We start from the raw sequence: 22552 nt of genomic DNA on the forward strand, positions 1-22552 counted from the left end.
GGTATTTTGGAACGGCTGACCTTCCCATCCGGAATGTCTGAACGAGCGACCCGAGGACCCCAAATGCGCGACATCGACCTCAAGACGCTGCGGCTTTTCGTCGCCGTGTGCGATCACCGCAATATCGCGCGGGCGGCGCAGGAGGCGCACATCGAGCCGTCGGCCATCAGCAAGCGCATCGCGCAACTGGAGAGCGAGCTCGGCGTGCCGCTGCTGTCGCGCTTGCGGCGCGGCGTCCAGCCAACGGCGGCAGGCGTCGCGTTGCTGGAGCACGCGCGCAACGTGCTCTTCACGATGGAGCGCATCGCCAGCGACATCGCCGCCTTCGGCGGCGGCTTGAAAGGGCGCGTGAGCGTGTGCGCGTCGGCCTCCGCGATCGCGGAGGCGCTGCTCGACGACATCGCTTCATTCATGCGCGAGCCGGAGTATCAGAACATTCGGGTGGATGTCGAAGAACGACTGTCGTTCGACCTCGTGCGGCAGTTACGCGAAGGTGCGGCGAGCGTCGGCGTGTGCTGGGACAGCGTCGACCTGCAAGGGCTGCAGCACCGTCCGTATCGACAGGACCGGCTGGCGCTCGCCGTCCATCGCGATCATCCACTCGCTGGCGAGGCGTCGCTGCGCTTCGAGCAGACCCTGGAGCACGAGCATGTCGGACTGCTGCCGTCGACGGCGGTCCATACGATGCTGCAGCGCGCGGCTGCGAGCGCGGGCACAACCGTGTCCTACCGGGTGATCGTCTCGAGCTTTGATGCGGCGTTTCGTGTGGTCGCGGCCGGGCTCGGGATCAGCGTCGTCCCGGTGGAGGTGGCCGAGATGTACCGACCGGCGCTAGGAATCCGGATCATTCCTCTTACCGACGCGTGGGCATATCGCCGTTTCGTGCTGTGCTTCAAGAGCTTCGATGCGTTGCAGCCGGCCGCGCAGCGCATGGTTGACTATCTCGCGAGCCGGGTGGAACGGCCTTCGACGTGACGTGCGCTGCGATGAGGGGAGTCGAGCACGCTGCGGCACGGCGGTGGCTTGCGTCCGAATATGCCGTCAGATCGCCTTCGTTCATCCCAGGACCCGGTCGCTTATTGGCCCAATCTCTGCCCGATGCGCTCGGCTTACGTCGACCCTGAACCGCCTGTCGTGGCATTGTCGTTCGAAGGTCGCGCTTCTGAGTGCATCGGTCACTCGTGGGGCTGCCCGTGCGGGCGGTCCGGCCGTCCCGCGGGCGTTGACTTCCGTGTTCTGAACGATGTCCGGCGCACTGACGGCTATTTTCGGGCATCGTTTAATAACGAAGAAGCAGGCCGACCGTGTCAAGACCAGCTCGGCCGGCGGCTGACTCATGGCCTGTCGACACAAGTACCCGCGTGCCCGACGCGATATTACTGAACGAGTTCGTGTCAGGACTTGCGTCGTTCAGGCGCGCGACAGCCGTCTTTTCGATAACCATCGCGGATCAATAGCAACATGCGCGTAATGGCAAGACGAAGGTTCATTTCACTGTCACTGGCCGCATGCGCAGCCGGCATCATCGCGTCCCGGGCGCGCGAGCCCGGCGAAGCGGGCGGCATTGGCTATGGCAAGTCGCGGCGCCAGCGGCTCGATGTATATGCGCCCGAGTCCCGCACCGGCACGAACCACCCCGTGGTCGTGTATTTCTACGGCGGAGGCTGGCAAAGCGGTCATCGCTCGGACTCGCGCGGCGTCGCGCAAGCGCTCGCCGCGCGAGGCATCGTGACGATCGCGGCGGATTATCGCATCTATCCGGAGACCGTCTTCCCTGGCTTTCTCGACGACCCCGCTGCCGCGGTGCGCTGGACGCGCGATCATGTGCGCAGCTTCGGCGGCGACCAGCAACGCATCTTCGTGATGGGGCATTCCTCCGGTGCGCACATGGCGGCGATGCTCGCCACCGATCCGCGCTATCTTGCCGCCCAAGGCATGTCGAATGCCTCGCTCGCCGGGATGATCGGACTCGCGGGTCCGTACGCCGCCATTCCGACGAGCGACCCGCACATGGACGAAATCTTCCCGGCGGCACTGCGCCAGCGAGCGCTGCCCATTGCATTCGTCACGGGCAAAGAGCCACCGATGTTGCTCGCCGCCGGCACGGCCGATACCGATGTCGATCCGCATAACAGTGATCGTTTCGCAGACGCGCTGCGCGCGCACGGCGACACGGTTGAACTGAAAAAGTATCCGGGTTACAGCCACGATACGATCGTTGAGTCGTTTTCGGCGGCGCAGCATAGTGTCTCACCGGTTCTGGCCGACGTCACCGCGTTCATCCACGCGCATTGAACATGCGATCCGACAAAGCCACCACGCGTGCCTGAAGTCGATGACATCGTGAAGCTGAACAGATCGCGGTGGATGCGCTCGCATCGTTTCGAGCCGGATCGATTTGCTGTTTTCACTTCCTGGAACGTAGGAGGAAGCGGCGAATCAACCGCCTCCACAGAACGATGCAACCGAGCGCCGGTTCGAGAAATCGAGTGCGGTGGCAGACGCCGGCAGGAACTTGCGCATTCGGCCACGTGTACGCATCCGCCTGTAATGAGATATGAGACCCGTGGTTGCCCAGGCGCTGATCTGCGCAAGGCCCCCGAGGCTCAAACCATCATTGCACGGCCACGCCTCTTGCAACCCGAAACACCCCGGCGCCGACAAGCACCGCGCCGATCACATGCGCAACACGCTCGCCACCCGGCGCGAGGCGCTCGCAGGTAATCGCTGTCATCACTGCGGCCATCGCGCGCAGATCCATCACGCCGACGACCAGCAGAACCATCGTCAGTCCCGCGCAGCAGTAGGAACAGTGAAGACCGAGGTACACACCGTGCCGCCACGCGGCGTAGACATGCGCCGGTAGCGCGCGGCAATGACCCGGCGTCGCCCGGCAGCATGCGAGTTGGCGAGCCTTCCACGCGGTGAACTGCAGCGCGCCGGCGAGCAGCACAACCCCGCCGAGCGCAACCGGCACCGCGCGCGCCAGCGCGGGCCAGCGCATGACGAGCGCAGCGAGCGCGATGCCCAGCGCAAAGGCGGCAATGCCGAACGCGACCCACACGCCAAAATAGCCCGCGCCCACGAGCCCGGTCAGCGCTTCGACCCGCGTCCCGCCCGCGGCTTCCCGATAGCGCCACAGCATTGGCACGAGGGACGGCAGCATCATCGTCACCATCATGACCGCCCACATGCCGACGAACGACGCGGCCATCCGGGCCCACGTCTGTCCGCACATCGGTGTCCACATCGTCGACATCGTCCAGCCGCCGGGCATCGGCAATTCGCCCATCGCCGACATCGACGCGCTGGCTGCGATCGTCGCCGCCGCACTGCCGGCGAAGCACAGCACGCACGCGCCGACGAAAACCGCGTCGGATCGGCCGCGCCGCGAGCGCCGTGCGGTGCCGCCCGCGTGAACGGTGCGCGCGAACGGGCTCATCGCGGGTCGTACTCGTCGTGACGGCGCCACCAGATGCCCGTCTCGTTGCGCCCCTTGGGGGCGCGGTCCAGCCACTGGTACATGCCCCACAGCGCGTCCACGCCGCGCGCGTAAGTGGAGTAGGTGTGATAGACCACGCCGTCCTCCATCGCGAACGCGCTCATGCCTGGCCGGTCGCGTGAGTAGGTGGCCGCGTCGGTGCCCGACATGGCCGCGAATTCGGCGACGGGCGGTGGCACCGGCGAGGCGTCCATCGCGTGGCCGCCGCGCGCGAAGTTGTATTCGATGTCGCCCGTGCGTTGCTGCTCCTCGGTGAACGAGACGTTGAAATCGAAGTTGAAATCACCGCCCGCCGACGAAGCCCACGGAAACGTCCAGCCCATCCGCCGCTTGTACGCCTGCAGCTTCGCGAGCGGCGCGCGCGACACTGCGCACAGCATCACGTCGTGATGGGCCAGATGCACGGCGAAGCCGTCGAAGCCGTCCGCGATCGACGAGCAGGACGGGCAACCCGCCTTGTAGTCCGGCCCGAACATGAAGTGGTAGACGAGAAGCTGGGAGCGTCCCTTGAAGAGATCCGGCAGCGACGCGCCGCCTTCATCGGTCTCGAAACGGAAGTCCTTGTCGACCTTCACCCACGGCAGGGCCAGGCGTTGCTGCGTCAGCTCGTCGCCGCGCCGGGTGTAGGCCTTTTCCGCCTCGAGCAGTTGCCGCCGCGCGGCCAGCCACTGTTCGCGCGTGCCGGTCATGTGTGTCGTCATGATGCGTTCCTCCGTTGATGGTGCGGCGCAGTGCGAGGCATTCGCGCTACGGCGCCGTGTACCGGTTGATGGTCGTGCTAGATTAGTACCGGGCAACGGGCGGATGGGAGTGACAAGTGTGGCGGGATTGGATGGCTCATGGACACGTTGATCGCGGCCGCGGCGCAAGCACTCGCGGCGGGTGATCCGCTCGGCGCATTGAACCGCGTCGCCTTGCGCGGCGATGCGCCGGCGCTCGCGCTGCGAGGAATCGCGATGGCGCAGCTCGGCGATTTCACCCGGGCGAGGCTGCTCGTGCGAAGCGCGGCCCGGGCGTTCGGGCCCGGCCACGCCGTGGCCCGTGCAAGATGTGTGGTCGCCGAAGCGGAGATTGCGCTCGCCTCACGCGAGCTGGGTTGGCCCACCAAGGCGCTCGACGCCGCGAGGGCCGCGCTCGAAGCACATGGCGACCGCGTGAACGCCGCGCACGCACGCTATCTGCAGGCGCGGCGTCTGTTGCTGGTCGGGCATCTCGACGACGCGCGACGGACTCTTGCTGGGGTGGTGCCCACACTTTTTCCGCCCGCATTGCGAGCCGCTCACGAACTGGTCGTCGCCGGTGTCGCGTTGCGGCGCCTCAACACCAGGACCGCTCGCGCGGCGCTGGCACGTGCCGCGCGAGCGGCGCGCGAGTCCGCTATTCCGGCGCTGATGGCCGAGGTCGAAAGTGCCGCGCTCGCGTTGAACACGCCGGCGGCACGCCTGATCGCACGAGGCGAAGAGCGGCTCGTGCGGCTTGAAGAAGTGGAAGCGTTGCTGGCCTCGAAAGCGCTCGTCGTTGATGCGTGCCGTCATGTCGTGCGCGATGAAAGCGCCATCGTTGCGCTTGCCAGCCGGCCGGTGCTGTTTGCGCTCGCCCGCGCGCTCGGCGAAGCATGGCCCGACGACGTGCCGAGGGACACACTGGTCGCGCGTGCGTTCCGCGCGAAGCACGCCGACGAATCGCATCGTGTGCGCTTGCGTGTCGAAATCGGGCGGCTGCGTGCGGCGCTTGGCACATTGGCCGGCGTGAGCGCGACGAGGCGCGGGTTCGCGCTGACACCCCGCCACGCGAGTGAGGTCGTCGTGCTCGCGCGGCCGGTGGACGGCGAGCATGCGCAGGTGCTCGCTTTCCTCGCCGACGGCGAAGCGTGGTCGAGCTCCGCGCTCGCGCTGGTGCTCGGCGCCAGTCAGCGCACCGTGCAGCGCGCACTCGACTCGCTCGCGGCCGCGGGCAAGGTGCAGTCGTTCGGCCGCGGCCGGGCGCGGCGTTGGACGACCCCGCCGGTGCCCGGATTCGCGGCGGCGTTGTTACTCCCTCCACATTACCCTGTGATCAGGATGGCGACATGAAGCGATCGACGGCTGAAATCATCCGCGAATATGGGCCGTTTCCGGATGTCGATAAAGTGCATGGGGTCACGTATGACGGCCAGCAAGTCTGGATTGCCAGCGGCGACCGGCTCAATGCCATCGATCCCGAGACGGGCGACGCGCGGCGCTCGATCGAGGTCGCCGCGGACGCGGGCACGGCCTTCGACGGCGAGCACCTGTTCCAGATCGCGGGCGGCTGCATCCGGAAGATCGACCCTGGCACCGGCCGAGTCCTCGCGACCATTCCGGCGCCCGGCGGCGGTGCCGACTCGGGACTCGCGTGGGCCGAAGGGACCCTCTGGGTTGGGCACTATCCGGAGCGCAAGATCTACCAGATCGACCCCGAGACTGGGGCGATTCTCCGCACGATCGAGTCCAATCGCTTCGTCACGGGTGTCACGTGGGTCGATGGCGAGCTGTGGCACGGCACGTGGGAGGACGACGCGAGCGAACTGCGGCGGATCGAGCCCAGAACGGGGGAAGTCCTGCAGAGCATCGAGATGCCGGAAGGAGTGGCCGTGTCGGGGCTCGAGTCCGACGGTGACGCGCGTTTCTTCTGCGGCGGCGGCAGTAGCGGCAAAGTGAGGGTTGTCCGGCGGCCCAAGCCAGCGGACAGGGCCGGCAGCGGGTCTGAAACGCCTGTCGATTCCACGAGCGAGTGATCGAACGTATCAGGCCTCGGCCGAAATCGCGACGAGACGACGGCGACCGGATTCGCACCCGGACCCGCGGTCGCCGTTCAACGGCTTTTCAAGCCTCGATGGCCGTCGTGGCGAGAAGACAATCTGATAGGGTGGGACCCGGAGAGTGGAAGAATTGAGCGGCTAGAATAAAGTCGAGCCCACGAACCGAAATGCGGCTGTCAGACATTCGCGCGTGGCCGCGTCATCCGGTTTCCGGCTACCCGGCTGGCGACCCAGCAAGCCATACGCAAGTGACGATGAACATCGCCACGTTCCGGCGAATATCAGCGGCGCTTCACGACAACGCTTGCCCCGAGCGAGTCTATCCTGGGGAAACCTGACGAAAGAGGGCTTGCGATGGCCAGACACGATCCGGCGCTCCACCGTGTCCAGAAAGCCCGCATGACGCGCGAGCGCCGGCGGCTTCTCATTGTCTGCGCGACCGTGCTGCTGGCCATGCTCGGCTGAGCTCTGGTGGCCGCGCTCAAACCCGCTCTTCAACGCACCATTGTCATCACAACCGGTGCCGACGACGGCATCTATCGCGGCTTTGCGGATCGCTATGCGCCGCTCCTGAAGCGCGCAGGCATTGCGCTCGATATCCGCAGTTCCTCCGGGTCGGTCGAAAATTATCAGCGGCTGACGAATCCCGACAGCGAATACCAGGTGGGCTTCATCCAGTCCGGCACCACGAGTCCGAAGGAAACAGATCAGTTGCAGACCATCGCCGCGGTCTCATATGAACCGATCTGGTTGTTCTATCGCGGCGATACGGTCATCAACAAGCTGGCGCAACTGCGCGGCAAGAAGATTGCCATTGGCGTTCCCGGCAGCGGGCTGCTGCACGTTTCGCTGGTCCTGCTCGGCCATAGCGGCGTCACCGGCGAGAACAGCACGCTGGTCCAGACGGATGCGTCCAACGCCTACCGAGGTCTCGAAAGCGGTCAACTAGACGCTGCATTCTTTATCGGCAGACCCGACGCGTCGATGCAGAAAACCTTGCTCAACAGCGACCTGAAGCTGATGAGCTTCGCGCAGGCCGATGCATTGGTGCAGAAATTCCCATCGCTTTCGAAGGTGATTTACCCGCGTGCGTCGACCAGCATCGTGAAGGATCTGCCGCGCGAAGACGTCACGCTGCTGGCCGCCACGGCTTTGCTGGTCTCGAAAGACACACTGCATCCGGCACTGGTCTATCTGCTGCTGGACGCGGCCCGAACGGTCCACAGCGGCGAAGACTACTTTACGCCGATCGGCACGTTTCCCAATCTGAACACCGAGGAATTTCCCATCTCCGACGAAAGCACCCGCTACTTCAAATCCGGCAGACCGTTCCTGCAGCGTTACCTGCCATTCTGGCTGGCCAGCCTGATCGAAAGACGATTGCTGATTCTGGTGCCATTCATGGCTGTGCTGGTCGGTTTGCTGCAGGCGTTGCCGGGCATGGTGGAGACGCGGATCAAAAAAAGGTTGGTCGTGTGGTACCGGGAGATCAAATCGCTCGAAGACGAAACGTGGCAAAACACGCAGCCGAGCTCGAGCCAGATCGCCAAGTGGCGCGACGAGATCGATCAGATCGATGCGCGTGCGAGCGAGATACGGATTCCGCATCGTTATTTTCAGGACGTCTACGCGCTTAAGCAGGCGATTGGCGTGGTCAGGGACCGCATCTCGCAGGTCGCGGCGAGAACGAACGCATAGCCGCCATGCCGAACGCAACCGCCTCGACGCGACACCGTACTGCCAATTGCCATCGCGATGCGTTAAGGTGAGGGGCTCGCGCGGTGGCCGCAGGCGATAATCGCGGCTATCGGATCAGAGATACCCGAACGCGAGCAGTTCGCAGATCAATGGAGCATTGACACATGACCGACAGATTGCAGGCGTCCGTATGCGTTGTCGTACTGCTGCTGATCGTAGGCTGGGTGCTCTATATCGGGCGCGCCGTCTTCATCCCCATGGTGTTCGGCATCATCGCGGTGTATGTGATCGTCGGCTTCACGCGGCTGCTGGAGCGCATACCGGTGATCGGTCCGCGAATGCCGATCCAGTTGCGTTATGCGCTGTCCGCGTTCGTGATTGCAGCCGGAGTCTTCTTTGCTGTCGACATGCTCGTCGAGAACTACGACGCTCTTGTCGCGCTGGCGCCTCGCTATCAGGAATCCGTGCTGACCCTGATCCAGAAAGCGGCGGTGCTTCTCCACCTGGAAACCGAGCCCACGTGGGATTCGCTGCGGCGCGACATGCTCGCGCAGTTCAACGTTCAGGCGCTCGTCGCAAGCATGCTGGCATCGCTGTCGTCCGTGATACTCGACGTTTTCGTGGTGCTGCTGTATGCAAGCTTTCTGCTCGTCGAGCAACGAACCTTCAACGAGAAGCTGGCGAACATATCGTCGAATTCCACCAACGCCGCGCGCATCGAGAGCATCGTCACCGACATCAACCGGCGCATCGGCGCTTATCTGGCGCTCAAGACGCTGCTTGGCGTGGTGCTCGGCGCCATATGCTGGGGCGCGATGCGCAGCGTCGGCCTGCAGTTCGCCGGGTTGTGGGCGGTGCTGATTGCGCTGCTCAACTATGTGCCGTACATCGGCTCGGTGCTCGGCATCGTTTTTCCGACACTGATGTCGGTGCTGCAATTCGGTGAGGTCAATGAAGTGATGATCGTGCTGTTGTCGCTGACCGCCATTCAATTCGTGATCGGCAACATAGTCGATCCCTACCTGATGGGGAACTCGCTGAACCTGAGTCCGTTTGCAATCCTGGCGAGCATGGCGATCTGGTCGGCGATCTGGGGCGTCTCCGGCGCGTTTCTGGCGGTGCCAATCACGGTCATTGTGATCATTATCTTTTCGGAGTTCGAAATGACCAGGCCCGTTGCGGTGCTGTTGTCGAAAAACGGCCGGCTCAACTATGGTGGAAGTGCGCCGCTCGCGTGAGACGCGCGCAGCCGCTAACGCCGATCAGCGGCCCGCAGGCAATCCAGGTCAGCAAGAGCACGCGAAAGCCGCCGTCCTGTCGGCTGCACGGCGAGCGACGCGTCGGCGATCATTCAGATCACGAACAGGATGACCCACAAGGCCGTACATGCCCTGACGAACCAATGGCCACTCCGGTTTTCCGCTGCCCAGGTGACAAGCTATGGCAAATCAACCGGGGCTGGCGTCGCGTGCGGAGTTAGCACAACGAACCGGCTCCGGCACCAGGGTCCCCGCGCGCCCGAACCGCACCGGGTTCATCGGGTGTCACGCGCATGCGCAGGCTCTCTGCGCTATCCGCACCCGATACAAGCGGTGCGCGCAATCGCGCCGAGCCGTCCGTGGCAGATACCGCTGCCTGCATTGTGCGATTCGCCCTCCCGCACGGGCCAGCCGTCTTCGCCGACGAGCGGCACGAATCGCACGTCGCCGAGCCAGCTCCTGTCAAAGTCGTCTTCGCTGCGGCGGACAACCTTGAGCAGCCGCTGATAGTCGTGATCGCGCCCCACCGGCATGACGATGCGTCCGCCGAGCGCGAGCTGCTTGTACCACGCGTCGGGAACGCGGGGTCCGCTGGCCGCCGCGATGATCGCGTCGTACGGTGCGTGTTCCGCGAGGCCGAGCGTGCCGTCGCCGAGATGAACCGTCACATTGGCGATGCCCAGCCGCGCCAGGATGTCGCGAGCGGTATCGACGAGCGCGGCATGGCGCTCGATGGAGTGCACATGTGCCGCAATCGCCGCCGCGACGGCGGCGGCGTAGCCCGAGCCGGTGCCGACGTCGAGCACCCGGTCGCCGGGATGCAGTTCCGCTGCGTCGATCATCGACGCGACCATCGCGGGCTGCGAAATGGTCTGGTCGTTGCCAATGGGCAACGGCGTGTCGTCATAGGCAAACGGCCGAAGATCGGCGGCCACGAATTCCTCGCGTGGCACACGGCGCATCGCGCCGAGCACAAGGGGATTGTTAATGCCGCGCCGGACGATCTGCCGCTCGACCATCCACTCTCGCGCCTCCTTGAAGTCAGTCATAGCCACCTCCGTATTCCGGTCGGCGCGCCTGCCGCGCGTTGCATTGCAACGCTTCGTCAAATGCGGACAAATGGCGCTTGCCGCACCAATGAATTGCCTAGAATCAGTTTACGCGCGCGACGGCCCGGTCGATACGGAAAGTGAAATGGCTTCTCGCGGTGCCCGCGGTGCGCGGCTCCCAACCCGCTTCAATCGTAAGGGGAATTGTCATGGTGACTTATGTGGTTCTGGCGCAGTTTACGGATCAGGGCATCCGCGCGATGAAGAACAGTCCCGAACGGGCCGGTCAGGCGGCCGAGATGGCGAAACGCTTTGGCTGTGAAATGAAAGAGATCTACTGGACGTTAGGCGAATACGACATCGTCTCGGTGATCGAGGCACCCGACGACCAAAGCTTCACCGCCTTCGGTCTGGCGCTGGGTTCAGCGGGCAATGTCCGCACCAACACGCTGCGGGCATTCAGCAAGGACGAAATCGGCTCGATTATTGCTCGGGTTTCCTGACCTGCGCGACTTTCCTCAGGAGATGACGATGAATGCGGACAACAGGAGCGACACCCAAGCTTTCGTACAGACGGCCGAGCAAACCGGGGGCTTCGTCTGGGTGATCACGCTAGTCGACTTCGGCAACCGGGAGGTGAAGCGTTCGCTCGTTTCGGACGTCACCTACGAAACGCGAGCCGCTGCGAAAGATGCTGGCGACGCGCATCTGAAGGGGCTCGCGGAAGATCGTTAGATTAGCCTGGGTCCGATGTATCGCGCGCGCGTGGGGGTCCTGGGCCACGCGGCGGCGCTGTCTTCGTGCGCATTGTTTCGGCGCGGCATTCCATTGTGCGCGGTCATATGGATAGTGAATGTCGCGCGAAGCGATCAGGCGGTGACGCTGGTGAAAGCCTGTTTTGGACTCGCAGTGGTTGACGAATGTGCAGCGCACCGACAGCATTATCGTGGTCGTCCGCTCATTGAGGAGTTCGAACTCGTTTGAGCCTTTGTTTATTCGCAATTTGATCTGCTTTCGCGCAGTACGGCACTCCTGATGCAGGCCGTCTGTGGGGACGCGCAGCGAATCAAACGGCATTACGAGTACATGACTGCCGGGCTGAGCCTGCACCGTGCGCGCGTTGTTGCAGCGTAAGCTTGATTTCACATTCTCGTGATAGACAGCCATGCTAAGCATCGAACCCGATGCCAGGATTGCTAAAAAACCTCGCGTCACGATGCGAATAGACTATAAAGTCTGAAGACGAGATACCAATCGGCGAAAAGTCGGGTGAGAAGTTGGAATGCGAACTCGCCCCCCCATGGTAAATTGCCAGCGCCACTATGCCGACTGCGCGAGCTGTCCATAGCAGGTGGCCCTACGTAGATCTCTGTTACGCCTTTCGCAATCCGAACGACTGGAGAACAAGAATGCTCTTCGACGGTGGTTTCACATTTGGCAATTTCCTGACGGACATCTTTTCCATTTTTATGTTCATCCTGTGGTTCTGGTTGTTCATAACGGTGGCGACCGACCTGTTTCGCCGTCATGATGTATCGGGTTGGGCTAAGGTGCTTTGGGTGATCCTGCTTATCGTGCTGCCGTATATCGGCATTTTCGCGTACCTGCTGACACAACACCGTGGCATGGCCGAACGCGAGCAGGCGCGAGCCAAACAGATGAGGGAAGAACTGCGCCATATGGTGGGCTTCAGCGCTGCCGATGAAATAGAAAAACTCGAGCGGCTGAAGGCGGCAGGCACGCTCTCAGAAGAGGAATACTCGCGCCTGAGAGCACGGGTCGTCGAGTAATCGCAGTTCCTCGCCCGGCGGCCGCGCGAAGTTCACTCACAGCCAGATCGCTGGCGGCGACTCACATGGCCCACCCGGCAAGGTAATGAACGCGCGCCAGCGTTAGATGTTGGGTCAACGGCGCTCCTTGTACGGCTCGCAACTGCGCGGCAACTGCGCGAGAACTGCGCGGCAGTTGCGAGCCCTCACGCCTTCAGCGTATTTTTGTGAATCGCCCCGTCTTTCATGATGACGAGCAGGTTCTTCGACGGATCCGCCAGAAGGGCGAGGTTCTCGACCGGATTACCGTCAACGAGCAACAAATCCGCCAACGCGCCGTCTTCGATCACCCCTAGCTTGCCGGGGTACGGATTGCGCGGTCCCGACAGCGCCAGCAACTGGCCGTTCGTTCCCGTCGCCATTTTCAACGCTTCGCCCGGCGTGTACCAGCGCAGCAGATGCGTCAACATCGTGCCCTGACGCGCGGCAAGCGCGGCCGAGAACAGCAGGTCTGAGCCGAATGCCGTTTTGATCCCGTGCTTTTTGGCCAGCTTATACATGTTGTCCGTACCCGCGAAAACCTCGAGCATCTTCTCCCGGCTGGGACCGGTGAGCGGAACGACGTCGTCTTCGCTGACGAATGGCTGAGTGCTCAGCCATGTGCCGTTCTTCGCCATTAAAGCGGCCGTCGCGTCGTCCATCAGATGAGCATGCTCGATGCACTGGGCCCCCGCGGCGATCGCGCGCTGGACTGCATGCGGCGTGTAGGCGTGCACCATCACATAGGTGCCCCAATCCGCTGCCGTTTCGACGGCCGCGCGTAGTTGCGGCTCGGTGAATGTGAGCATTTCCAACGGGCTGCGCGGTGTGGACACGCCGCCACTGCCCACGATCTTTATCTGCGAGGCCGCTTGTAGAAACTGTTCGCGCACACGCAGCCGGACTTCGTCGGCGGTATCCGCGACGATGCTGCCGCCCGTTTGCTCAGAACTGCTGATCTTGCCGCCGGATCTCGGGATATCCGAAAGCGAGCGGAAATCGCCGTGACCGCCCGTGGTGGTGATCATCGCGCCGGACGGATAAATGCGCGGGCCCGAGATGATGTGCTGATCGATCGCCTGTTTCAGCGCGAAGGCCGGGCCGCCCGCATCGCGCACCGTGGTGAAGCCGCGCATCAACGTGCGTTCGGCCTCCGCGCTGGCGGCCAGATGCAGAAAGCCGATGTCCGCGGTCAGCACGGCCTGCAGCGGCAGCGCGGCGATGATCGTATGCCAGTGCATGTCGATCAGGCCGGGCATCAGTACCCGGGCGCCGCAATCGATGGTCTGCGTGCCGTCGGCCACCGGCGGCTTGCCGGCCGCCACGGTCTGAATGCGATTGCCGTTCACGAGCACGGAGAGACCGTCGCGCAATGTGCCGGTCTTTCCGTCGAAGAGCCTCAGGTTCGTGAAGAGGACAGGCTGTGTGGGGCTTGCGGGTAGCGGCGCCGTCTGCGCACTGGCGAGCTTCGGCAGGATCAGCGCCAGCATGGAGGCGGCCATGCCGGTGACGAAGCCGCGCCGTGAAAGGTCCGCGCTGATCCGGTTATTCACGAATTCGATCTCCGACTTCTGGCAGAAGCAGGCGAATGAATGAGCGGAGTTGTCTTGACTGCCCGGCTTGCGAGAGAACATCGATCCCCTCCAGATAGTTTTGGGAGTTGACGCGTGGCGGCGAGTAGACAGTATAGGTAGGCCGGATCAAAAGTGAAATGCGAACCGTGGCGGGTGCGCGTGAATATCGGATTGCGGCGAGTGGAAAGGCACACGGTCAATCCGTTGCCTGGTCATGCTTACAAAAGTGACGGCGCGAAGCAATGAAAAGCGCGATGACGGAGACGATTACAAAAGCGATTCGATTGGCAGAACAGACAGCATCCATACACCCAGTCGCCCATACCACGTCGTATTGGGCTCCGTGTCGTGGCGAATTTCCTTGTCGCCGTTGCGCTCGATCCAATAGAGCTTGCCATGCTCGTCGAGCCGGACCGAATAGGCGACTTGCGGGACCAGCGCGAGGAAGATCGCATCGATCCGGCTGGCGAGTTCAGGGCTGTCGATCACGAGTCCGAGCTCGGTATTCAGATGCGCCGAGCGCGGATCGAAATTGAACGAACCGACGAAGACCCGCCGAGAATCGACCGTGAAAGTTTTCGCATGCAAACTGGAGCCCGAACTACCGAATGGCCCAGGCGACTGTTCTTTCTTGTGATGGCCGAGCGGCGAGCGCCGCAATTCGTAGAGACGCACCCCACGGGTCAGAAGTTCGACGCGCCGTTTGGCGTAGCCGGAATGGACCGCGGCGACGTCCGTGGCTTCCAGCGCGTTGGTCAGCACGACCACATCCACGCCGCGCGCGGCGAGCCCGCTCAGGTACTGTGTGCCCGCCGCGGCCGGGACGAAATACGGCGACACCAGATCCAGTTCATGCGTGGGCTCGCCCAGCACTTCCCTCAGCTGAGGCGAAATGAGCGCGTGCGGCGGCGCGTTGTTCAGGCCTTTCGCAGGATCGTCGCTGATCACGTCGGTTTTTGCCCATTCGAACCGCAAGCGCTGGTCAAGCATCTGCTGCACGATATGCGGACCGCGCAAGGCGTCGAGATAGGCTTGGGCCGCCGGGTCGTGATCGATCGCCTTTGCCTTGCCTTCAAGCGCGTCGAGTTGGGTCGCGTCCGGGTGCGCGACAATCCGCTCGACGGGATAGGCCGACGCACTGGCCCAATAGCGGTCGAAGTCTCGCGCCACCTCGGCGGCGGCGGGTCCGACCGCCAGCACGTCCAGGTCCGCGAAGACGATGCCGTCGGTGGCGTCGAAGTACTCGTCACCAATGTTCCGGCCGCCCAGAATGGTCGCCGTGCTGTCAGCGGTCAGCGACTTGTTGTGCATGCGCCGATTGGCGCGCGAAAAATCCGTTAGGAAACCGATGAATTTGGGCTTGCGTACCACGAACGGATTGAAGAGGCGAACCTCGATGTTCGGATGCGCTGCGAGCGCGGCCAGCGTCGGGTCGAGAGACGAGGGGATGCCCAGGTCGTCCAGAAGCAGGCGCACACGCACGCCGCGATCGGCGGCTTCATGGAGTTCTTCGAGCAGCAGCGTGCCGGTCAGGTCGTTGCGCCAGATGTAGTACTGGACGTCCAGCGTGCGCTGCGCCGAGCGGATCAGATCCATGCGTGCCGCAAACGCTCGGTGCGCATCGGGCAGCGGATAGATGCCGGTGAAGCCCTCATGGTTCGCAAGCCCAGGGGCGACGGCATGGCCGAGCTGGGTCGAAGCGGCCTGCGCGGGCGTCAGCGCGCTCGACACCGTGCGATTATCGAGGGATGGCAACGCACAGCCGGTTAGCAGGCACGCGCAAAGCAGCAACGCTGAGATCGCGCCGATAGATCGACGAATCGAGTTGAACGGCGTGTGTTTCAGCGATCGCATACGGTCCATAACGTCCTTGCGGTCATGACTATCCGTCCGGTTCTACAATGTGCAGGCCGGATGAGTTGGCTCGTGCCCAGCCCGGCGCCTTGCATTGCGCGATCAGAATACTATGACTGACGGTTTGCCGGAATCGGCAACAGCGCGTCGTTCCTGTCGCAGAACCGGTCAACCGGTGTCGGTTGAGCGTTTCGCACCTTCCGGAGTCGAGCAACGTGAAACTATCCCGCTTGCTGTCTGGCAGTGTTCTGCTTTTCGCGATCGGCGCGGTGTTGCAGTTCGTATGGCCGCTTTCGCAGCCGGCGTCGTACCATCACTTCGCCGACGAGCGTTCGCTCGGGATGCTTCCGAACGCGTCCGATGTGCTGTCGAACCTCGTCATCCTGGCTGCAGGTCTGGTCAATTCCGGGTGGGTGATACGGCATGCGCGACACCGGCCGCTCCAGTTTCCGGCGATGCTGGTCGCGGGCCCTGGCCTCGTCCTCACGGCGTTCGGCTCGGCCTACTATCACGCGGCGCCTTCCGATGCGACGCTGGTGTGGGACAGATTGCCGATGACGATCGTGTTCGCCGGAATCCTTGCGATGCTCTGGAGTTCGGTGACCAGGCAGCGCGTGGGCTGGGTGCAGATGCTGGTTCTGGTTGCCGTCTCGCTGGCTACCGTCGAATACTGGCTCGCATTCGACAGCCTTTGGCCCTATGCGATCTTGCAGTTCGGCGGACTTGCCGCCGTGGTCGGCATGACCGTCGCTCGCAAGGTCGATGCGCCCTTCGCATGGGCGATGGTCATCGTCTTCTACGGGCTTGCAAAGGTGTTCGAAAGTCTCGACTGGCAGATCTGGGCAATGACGGGTCATCTCCTCGCGGGGCACGCGCTGAAACATATCGCCAGCGGATGCGCCGGCGCGGCGCTGCTGCTGATCGCGCAAGCGCCGCAGCGGTTCAGCGTGCCGCTAGCCGTCTAGCTGCGGTTAGGCCGGCCGTCAGGCGTTGCGGTAGACGACCTCGTCCCGGCCTGCCGAAGCACGCCCCTGAACGCTGAGCAGATGCTCGCGCATGGCGCGGGCCGCCGCATCACCGTCTCGGGCCTGCATGGCGCTGACGATGGCTTGATGCTGCTGGGCGAAGAACTCACGCGTGATCTGCGCCGCCGTCTTCTCGCGCAGCGTGGGTTTCACCCGCATGGAGTTGATCACTTCCATCAACGCAATGAGCGCCGGGTTGCGCGTGGCCTGGCCGATCAACAGGTGAAACCGGTGATCCCATTGCTGCCACTCGTCGTCGTTCTTCGCCGCAGCGTTCTTGCGCGCGCATTTCTCCAGCTCCAGCAGATCGTCGCGGCTCGCTTTCGTCGCGGCAAGCTCGGCGAGCGCAGGCTCGAATAGCAGCCGCATTTCCGCGATGTCCGCCGGACTGGCTCCGGCGCGAAGGCTGTGCAGCGTGGGCGCGAACTTCAACGGCCGCGCGCCCAGGTAAGTGCCGCGGCCGACCCCACGCCAAACCTGCCCGGCGGCCTCGAGCGAAGCCAGCGCGGCGCGCAGCTCCCGCCGGCTGATGCCGAGCTCGTCGGCGAGTTTTCTTTCCGGCGGCAAGATGTCGCCGTCGCGAAGCCGATGATCGGCAATGTAGTGACGCAGGGCGTTGAGCGCTGAGCTTTCCATGTCTCGCTGGACCAATATGAATTGGTACCGAATATAGCAGAATCCGAGAGCTGCGCAGCGTGTCGTTCCGCGATATTTTTTGATCGCATAAGATAGGGCGTGCACCGGGTTAACACCGGGTGAAGTCCGCCGCCGTTGGCCGTATTCTGACACGTTATTTTGACTGAACCTTTGGTAATTGGTTCATAAGATCATCGCCATTCGCTGTATTGAGGAGTCGAGCATGTCCTTTACAACCCGTCCCGAACTGATCGGCACCTTCGGCATGGTGGCGTCGACGCATTGGCTGGCCAGCGCGTCGGCAATGGCCGTGCTGGAAAAGGGTGGCAACGCGTTCGATGCCGCGGCCGCGGCCGGGTTCGTTCTGCAGATCGTCGAGCCGCATCTGAACGGTCCGGGCGGCGAGCTGCCGGTCGTGTTCTACAGTGCGCGCGAGGACCGCGTGCGCGTGCTGTGCGGCCAGGGTGTGACGCCGGCCGCGATGACGATCGAGCGCATGCGCGGCATGGGGCTCGATGTCGTTCCGGGGACAGGCTTGCTGCCAGCCGTGGTGCCCGGGGCGTTCGGCGCATGGATGGCGATGCTGCGCGACTACGGCCAACTGCCGCTAGAGGACGTGTTGAGCTATGCGATCGGCTATGCGGAGAACGGCTATCCGGTGCTGCCGCGCCTGACCTCGTCGATTCTCGCCATCAAGGATTTCTTCCGGACTGAATGGCCGACCTCGGCCGAACAATGGCTGCGCGACGGCGATGCGCCGATGCCCAACCGGCTGTTCGCCAATCCGGCCATTGCGCAAACGTACCGGCGCATCCTGCAGGAAGCGAAAACGCGCGGCGACCGCGCAGAGCAGTGCGAAGGCGCGCGCGACGTTTTCTACCGCGGCTTCGTGGCCGATGCGATCGACCGGTATTTCCGCTCGACTCCCGTGCTCGACACCTCGGGGCAGCGCAACCGCGGCCTGCTCGATGCCGACGATCTCGCGCGCTGGCAGCCTACGTATGAAGAGCCGGTCTCCTACGACTACGCAGGCCTGCGCGTCCACAAGACGGGCCCCTGGGGCCAGGGGCCGATGTTCCTGCAGCAGCTCGCGTTGCTCAAGGGCTTCGACCTCGCTGCGATGGACCCGCTCGGGCCTGACTTCGTGCATACGGTGATCGAATGCTCGAAGCTCGCGTTTGCCGATCGGGAAGTGTTCTACGGCGACCCGCTGTTCGCGCAGGTGCCGATGGATACGTTGCTGAGCGGCGCGTACAACGACGAACGCCGCAAGCTGATCGATCCCGCTCGGGCGTCGTTCGAATTCCGTCCCGGCATGCTCGGCGACAGCGAGCGGCGCGCCGCGCTGATTCTCGCCAATGCCGGCAAACAGCAGTCCGGCGGCTTCGGCCAGGGCGAGCCGACCTTTGCGCCGCTGCCAGAACTGCGCGGTGACACGGTTCATCTGGACGTCGTCGATCGCTGGGGCAACATGGTCTCGGCAACGCCGTCGGGCGGCTGGCTGCAGGCGTCGCCCGCGGTGCCGGGTCTCGGCTTCAACGTGACCACGCGGGCGCAGATGTTCTGGATGGAAGAGGGCTTGCCGTCGTCGCTGGGGCCGGGACGCCGCCCGCGCACCACCTTGTCGCCCACGCTCGTCACGCGCGCGGGCAAGCCCTACGCGGCCTTCGGCACACCCGGCGGCGACCAGCAGGATCAGTGGTCGCTGCAGCTGTTTCTGCGGCACGTGCACGGCGGCATGGACTTCCAGGCTGCCGCGGACGCACCGTCGTTCCAGACGGCTCACTTTCCGGGCTCGTTCTACCCGCGTTCCATGCAGCTGGGCCAGATGTCCGCCGAGTCGCGCTTTGCGGAGGAGACGCTCGCCTGCTTGCGCGCGCGCGGGCATGACTTGAATGTGGCCGAGCCGTGGGCGTTGGGCCGCGTGTGTGCAGTCGGAATCAGAAACGGGCTGATGCGTGGCGCGGCGACACCGCGCCAGATGCAGGCCTACGCGGTCGGGCGATAAGGTTTCGGCCCGCCAATCGCGAACCACTACTCGGGGAGAAACGCCGTGTCTGCTGTTGCCGCCCGTCTGGAAAGACTGCCTATTTCGGGCTTTCATCGCAAGCTCCTGCTCATTGGCGGCCTGGGATATATGTTCGATGGACTCGATTCGTCATCGCTTGCCTTCCTGCTGCCGGTCGTGAGCAAGCTGTGGCATCTGACCAGTGCCGAAACCGGTCTCGTCGCGAGCAGCACGTATATCGGCTACTTCTTCGGCGCGTTTCTCTCCGGCGTGCTCGCCGACGTGATCGGCCGCCGCCGCATCATGATGTCGGCGCTCGCGATCTACTGCGCAGCGTCGCTCGCGAGCGCGGCCGCGAGCGACTGGCATACCTTCTTCGCGTTGCGCATCGTCGCAGGCTTTGGCTCGGGCGCGGAGACGGTGGTGATCGCGCCGTTCCTCGCCGAGTTCGTGCCGCGGCGCTACCGGGGCATTTTTTGCGGCGCGCTGGTCGGGTTCATGTCGTTCGGCTATCTCGGCTCGTCGATTCTCGGCTTCACCGTGGTGCGCAACTTCACGGACGGCTGGCGCTATCTCGCCGTCGCGACTTCCTTGCCGGTGGTGATGCTGCTGTGGTGGCGCAGGACGCTGCCCGAGTCGCCGCGCTGGCTGGAAAGCCAGGGGCGACGCGGCGAAGCGAGCCGTATCGTGAGCGATATCGAAGCGTGGTTTGCAACGCGCGGTATTGCGCTCGCGCCCGTCGCTTCGCTCGGTGAGACGGCTGCGCCCGCACCGGCGAAGGCGGGCGCATTGCAGAATGTGCTGACGCTGTGGTCGCCACGGCTCGCACGCACCACGGCGGTCAGTTGGCTGATGTGGTTTTCGGTCGCGTTCGCGTACTACTCGTTCTTTTCGTGGATTCCGAGCCTGCTGCTCAAGGAAGGGCTCACGATGACGAAAAGCTTCGGCTATTCGATCGCGATCTACGGCGCACAGATTCCGGGCTATTTTTCGGCGGCGTGGCTCAACGAACGGATCGGCCGCAAGGCGGTCGTCGCGTCGTACATGCTGCTGGGCGGAGCGGCGGCGATCATGCTGGCGTTCTCGCATACCGGCATACAGATCATGGCCGCCGGCATCGCGTTGTCGTTCTTCATGAACGGCGCGTTCGCCGGCGTCTACGCCTACACGCCCGAAGTATTCCCGACCGCGGTGCGCGCCACCGGTACCGGCTCGTCGTCATCGTTTGGCCGGATCGGCTCGGTGAGCGCGCCGATTCTGGTCGGCCTCGTGTACCCGACGCTGGGCTTTTTCGGCGTGTTCACCATGACCACGACGGTCCTGCTGATCGGGGCCTGCGTGGTGTTCTTCCTCGGCATCGAGACGCGCAACCGCTCGCTGGAAGACATCGAAGTAGAGGGCGCGGCAACGGCGCCGGACCTTCGCCGCCCGCTCAGCTCCACCGAAATGCGCAGCTGAGCATTCCTTATTTCTCGAATCGGCACACGGACCATGCAAGACGATCTTATCGAGCAGCACGCGCTGGAACTGTCGGATCTCGAACGTCTCGCCCAAGCGCTGCGCGTGAAGGATCAACCCGCCGAAATTTTTCAGGCGGTGCACGCTGTAGCGTCGAGCGCGATCGGGGCGCGCCTTTTCACGATCATGTCCTACGATGCGCGGCAGCACGAGGTCGAGCGTGTCTATACCAACATGCCGGCTGTTTATCCGCTTGGCGGGCGCAAGAAAAAGCGCGGCACCGCGTGGTCGAATCAGATCCTGCAGGACTTGAAGCCCTTCCGCGCGCAAACCGCGCAAGGCATTCGCGACGCGTTCGACGATCACGCGGTGATGACCTCCATGGGGCTCGGCTCGATCCTGAACATTCCGATCGCGTACGACGGGGTCTGCGTCGGCACGATGAACATGACCCACGTCGAAAGCTGGTACACGCGCAGGCATGAACAGATCGGCGTGCTGATCGGCAGCTTTCTCGCCCCCGCTTTGCTCGATCTGCAATGGGCTCGCGCGCACGGTCTCACATCTTACTGACTTCACCGAAACCATGGCTTACACCACACCGTCAGCCTCGACCACGATTTCCGAAGCCCAGGGTCGCTGGCTGCTCGTCTTCATTCTCGGCTACCTCGCGCTGATCGCCGACGGCGCGGATGTGATGATGTACGGGCTGACACTCACCCGCATCAAAAACGAATTCGGACTGACCAACGTCGAGTCGGGCGCACTCGGAAGCTTGACGTTGATCGGCATGGCGATCGGCGGAATCGCGGGCGGTTGGGCGAGCGATCGCCTTGGGCGGGTGCGGGTGGTCGCCTGGGCGTTGGCGCTCTTTTCGCTAGGCGCCGGCTTGCTCGGACTCACGCATAACTTCGTGGAATTCGCGGTCGTGCGATTCATCAGTTCTCTCGGCATCGGCTGCATGGTGCTGGTGACGACGCTCGTCGCCGAATACGTGCCGACCGAGCGGCGCTCGCTCATCCTCGGTATGTTGCAGACGGGTATCTCGTCGGGCTATATCGTCGTCATCGCGTTGAGCAACTGGATCTTGCCGCAGTACGGCTGGCGCACGCTGTACTACGTGTCGGCGCTGCCCGTGCTGCTCGCGCTGGCGATCAAATTCGCGGTGCCGGAACCGGCGAACTGGCAAGCCGTCCGGGCGGCTGCTCGCAAGGGCGAACGCGGGCTCCTCGCGAATCGCTACGCGGGGATCTTCGGCGACCGGCAGGCGCGAACCATGTTCATTCTGTGGACGCTCGCCTCGGTGTTCGCGCTTTCCGGGTTTTACGGGTTGAACAACTGGTTGCCCACTTATCTGGAAAAAGAACTGCACGTCAAATTCAACGCGATGGCCGGATACATGATCGGCACGTTCGTGGTCGCCTTCGTCGGCAAAATCGTCGCCGGATGGCTCGGCGACCGGTGGAGCCGGCGCGGTGTGTATGTGCTCGGCTGCATCGGCGCAGCGCTCTTTTTGCCGGTCATCATCTTCTTTCATACTCGCGAGAACATCGTTTATCTGATGCTGCTGTTCGGCTTCCTGTACGGCGTGCCGCTGGGGACCATCGGCACGTTTATGTCCGAGAGCTTCCCGACTTCGATTCGCGGCACGGCGGTGGGCGGCTCTTATAACCTCGGCCGCTTCTGCTCGGGCGCGGCGCCGATCGTTATCGGTTATCTGGCTACGCAGTTTTCAATTGGCGCGGGGTTTCTGGTAGTGGGCGCGGTATTCTTTCTGAGCGGTGTCACCGCCTTGTTCGTGCCGGACCGGTTGTACGACACACAGAAGTAGACCGCTTTTCGAGCGCCACTGTCGCAAAGACAGGGTGGTTAGTCAGGAGATCGAACCAAATTGGCGAGATC

At 63.6% G+C, this 22552-nt stretch carries 19 protein-coding genes and 1 pseudogene; 14 read left to right on the plus strand and 6 right to left on the minus strand.

What is annotated here, in order from left to right; genetic code table 11:
* Positions 1 to 63 precede the first annotated feature (63 nt).
* Both ABQJ48_RS20845 and ABQJ48_RS20850 read left to right on the plus strand, forming a co-directional pair.
* Positions 64 to 975 (plus strand): LysR family transcriptional regulator, encoded by a 912-nt coding sequence (locus ABQJ48_RS20845; RefSeq protein ID WP_367839884.1) that lies wholly within the window; start codon positions 64 to 66, stop codon positions 973 to 975.
* Positions 976 to 1470: 495 nt separating this feature from the next.
* Positions 1471 to 2295 (plus strand): alpha/beta hydrolase, encoded by an 825-nt coding sequence (locus ABQJ48_RS20850; RefSeq protein ID WP_367839885.1) that lies wholly within the window; start codon positions 1471 to 1473, stop codon positions 2293 to 2295.
* Positions 2296 to 2614: 319 nt separating this feature from the next.
* Here the strand turns inward: ABQJ48_RS20850 and ABQJ48_RS20855 are convergent, their stop codons facing one another.
* Both ABQJ48_RS20855 and ABQJ48_RS20860 read right to left on the minus strand, forming a co-directional pair.
* Complete coding sequence (locus ABQJ48_RS20855) at positions 2615 to 3442, minus strand: DUF2182 domain-containing protein (protein ID WP_367839886.1); 828 nt, start codon at positions 3440 to 3442, stop codon at positions 2615 to 2617.
* The gene (locus ABQJ48_RS20860) at positions 3439 to 4203 is read right to left on the minus strand and encodes a DUF899 domain-containing protein (protein ID WP_367839887.1); all 765 of its coding nucleotides are present in this window, start codon (positions 4201 to 4203) and stop codon (positions 3439 to 3441) included. Before ABQJ48_RS20860 ends, ABQJ48_RS20855 begins: the two co-directional genes overlap by 4 nt.
* A gap of 138 nt (positions 4204 to 4341) precedes the next feature.
* Between ABQJ48_RS20860 and ABQJ48_RS20865 the strand changes: the two genes are divergently transcribed.
* The 4 genes and pseudogenes from ABQJ48_RS20865 (at position 4342) to ABQJ48_RS20880 (ending at position 9217) form a co-directional block, all read left to right on the plus strand.
* Entirely contained in the window at positions 4342 to 5574 is a 1233-nt protein-coding gene (locus ABQJ48_RS20865; RefSeq protein WP_367839888.1) for a helix-turn-helix domain-containing protein, read from the plus strand.
* A complete protein-coding gene (locus ABQJ48_RS20870; protein ID WP_367839889.1) occupies positions 5571 to 6257 on the plus strand; it encodes a Vgb family protein in 687 nt (228 codons plus the stop codon). Before ABQJ48_RS20865 ends, ABQJ48_RS20870 begins: the two co-directional genes overlap by 4 nt.
* 423 nt (positions 6258 to 6680) lie before the next feature.
* Positions 6681 to 7979, plus strand: a pseudogene (locus ABQJ48_RS20875) (TAXI family TRAP transporter solute-binding subunit).
* Positions 7980 to 8143: 164 nt separating this feature from the next.
* Positions 8144 to 9217, plus strand: coding sequence for an AI-2E family transporter (locus tag ABQJ48_RS20880; protein WP_367839890.1), 1074 nt, complete (start codon positions 8144 to 8146; stop codon positions 9215 to 9217).
* 332 nt (positions 9218 to 9549) lie between these two features.
* Here ABQJ48_RS20880 and ABQJ48_RS20885 read toward each other — a convergent pair whose 3' ends face one another.
* Entirely contained in the window at positions 9550 to 10287 is a 738-nt protein-coding gene (locus ABQJ48_RS20885; RefSeq protein WP_367839891.1) for a protein-L-isoaspartate(D-aspartate) O-methyltransferase, read from the minus strand.
* Between the two features lie 209 nt (positions 10288 to 10496).
* Between ABQJ48_RS20885 and ABQJ48_RS20890 the strand changes: the two genes are divergently transcribed.
* The 3 genes from ABQJ48_RS20890 to ABQJ48_RS20900 all read left to right on the plus strand — a co-directional run bounded on the left by ABQJ48_RS20890 (position 10497) and on the right by ABQJ48_RS20900 (position 12077).
* Entirely contained in the window at positions 10497 to 10790 is a 294-nt protein-coding gene (locus ABQJ48_RS20890) for a GYD domain-containing protein (protein WP_367839931.1), read from the plus strand.
* A 28-nt stretch (positions 10791 to 10818) separates the two neighbouring features.
* The gene (locus tag ABQJ48_RS20895; protein ID WP_367839892.1) at positions 10819 to 11022 is read left to right on the plus strand and encodes a hypothetical protein; all 204 of its coding nucleotides are present in this window, start codon (positions 10819 to 10821) and stop codon (positions 11020 to 11022) included.
* 674 nt (positions 11023 to 11696) lie between these two features.
* Complete coding sequence (locus ABQJ48_RS20900; RefSeq protein WP_367839893.1) at positions 11697 to 12077, plus strand: SHOCT domain-containing protein; 381 nt, start codon at positions 11697 to 11699, stop codon at positions 12075 to 12077.
* A gap of 185 nt (positions 12078 to 12262) precedes the next feature.
* On the opposite strand, the gene ABQJ48_RS20905 is transcribed toward ABQJ48_RS20900, so the two are convergent.
* Both ABQJ48_RS20905 and ABQJ48_RS20910 read right to left on the minus strand, forming a co-directional pair.
* Positions 12263 to 13729 (minus strand): metal-dependent hydrolase family protein, encoded by a 1467-nt coding sequence (locus ABQJ48_RS20905; protein WP_367839894.1) that lies wholly within the window; start codon positions 13727 to 13729, stop codon positions 12263 to 12265.
* Between the two features lie 207 nt (positions 13730 to 13936).
* On the minus strand, positions 13937 to 15523 hold the full coding sequence (locus ABQJ48_RS20910; protein ID WP_367839895.1) for a phospholipase D family protein: 1587 nt from the start codon (positions 15521 to 15523) through the stop codon (positions 13937 to 13939).
* A 215-nt stretch (positions 15524 to 15738) separates the two neighbouring features.
* Between ABQJ48_RS20910 and ABQJ48_RS20915 the strand changes: the two genes are divergently transcribed.
* Positions 15739 to 16488, plus strand: coding sequence for a hypothetical protein (locus tag ABQJ48_RS20915; RefSeq protein WP_367839896.1), 750 nt, complete (start codon positions 15739 to 15741; stop codon positions 16486 to 16488).
* A gap of 18 nt (positions 16489 to 16506) precedes the next feature.
* Here the strand turns inward: ABQJ48_RS20915 and ABQJ48_RS20920 are convergent, their stop codons facing one another.
* Positions 16507 to 17184, minus strand: coding sequence for a FadR/GntR family transcriptional regulator (locus ABQJ48_RS20920; RefSeq protein WP_367839897.1), 678 nt, complete (start codon positions 17182 to 17184; stop codon positions 16507 to 16509).
* Positions 17185 to 17407: 223 nt separating this feature from the next.
* Here ABQJ48_RS20920 and ABQJ48_RS20925 point away from each other — a divergent pair, with 223 nt between their 5' ends.
* Genes ABQJ48_RS20925 through ABQJ48_RS20940 form a run of 4 tightly spaced genes read left to right on the plus strand, consistent with a single transcriptional unit; the run spans position 17408 to position 22481 of the window.
* Positions 17408 to 19192, plus strand: coding sequence for a gamma-glutamyltransferase family protein (locus ABQJ48_RS20925; protein WP_367839898.1), 1785 nt, complete (start codon positions 17408 to 17410; stop codon positions 19190 to 19192).
* 45 nt (positions 19193 to 19237) lie between these two features.
* A complete protein-coding gene (locus ABQJ48_RS20930) occupies positions 19238 to 20650 on the plus strand; it encodes an MFS transporter (protein WP_367839899.1) in 1413 nt (470 codons plus the stop codon).
* A 33-nt stretch (positions 20651 to 20683) separates the two neighbouring features.
* Positions 20684 to 21223, plus strand: a complete 540-nt coding sequence (locus ABQJ48_RS20935) for a GAF domain-containing protein (protein ID WP_367839900.1) — start codon at positions 20684 to 20686, stop codon at positions 21221 to 21223.
* A gap of 13 nt (positions 21224 to 21236) precedes the next feature.
* Positions 21237 to 22481, plus strand: coding sequence for an MFS transporter (locus ABQJ48_RS20940; RefSeq protein ID WP_367839901.1), 1245 nt, complete (start codon positions 21237 to 21239; stop codon positions 22479 to 22481).
* Positions 22482 to 22552: the final 71 nt, after the last annotated feature.

This window comes from Paraburkholderia suaedae (genome assembly GCF_040812055.1).
Classification (GTDB): Bacteria; Pseudomonadota; Gammaproteobacteria; order Burkholderiales; family Burkholderiaceae; genus Paraburkholderia.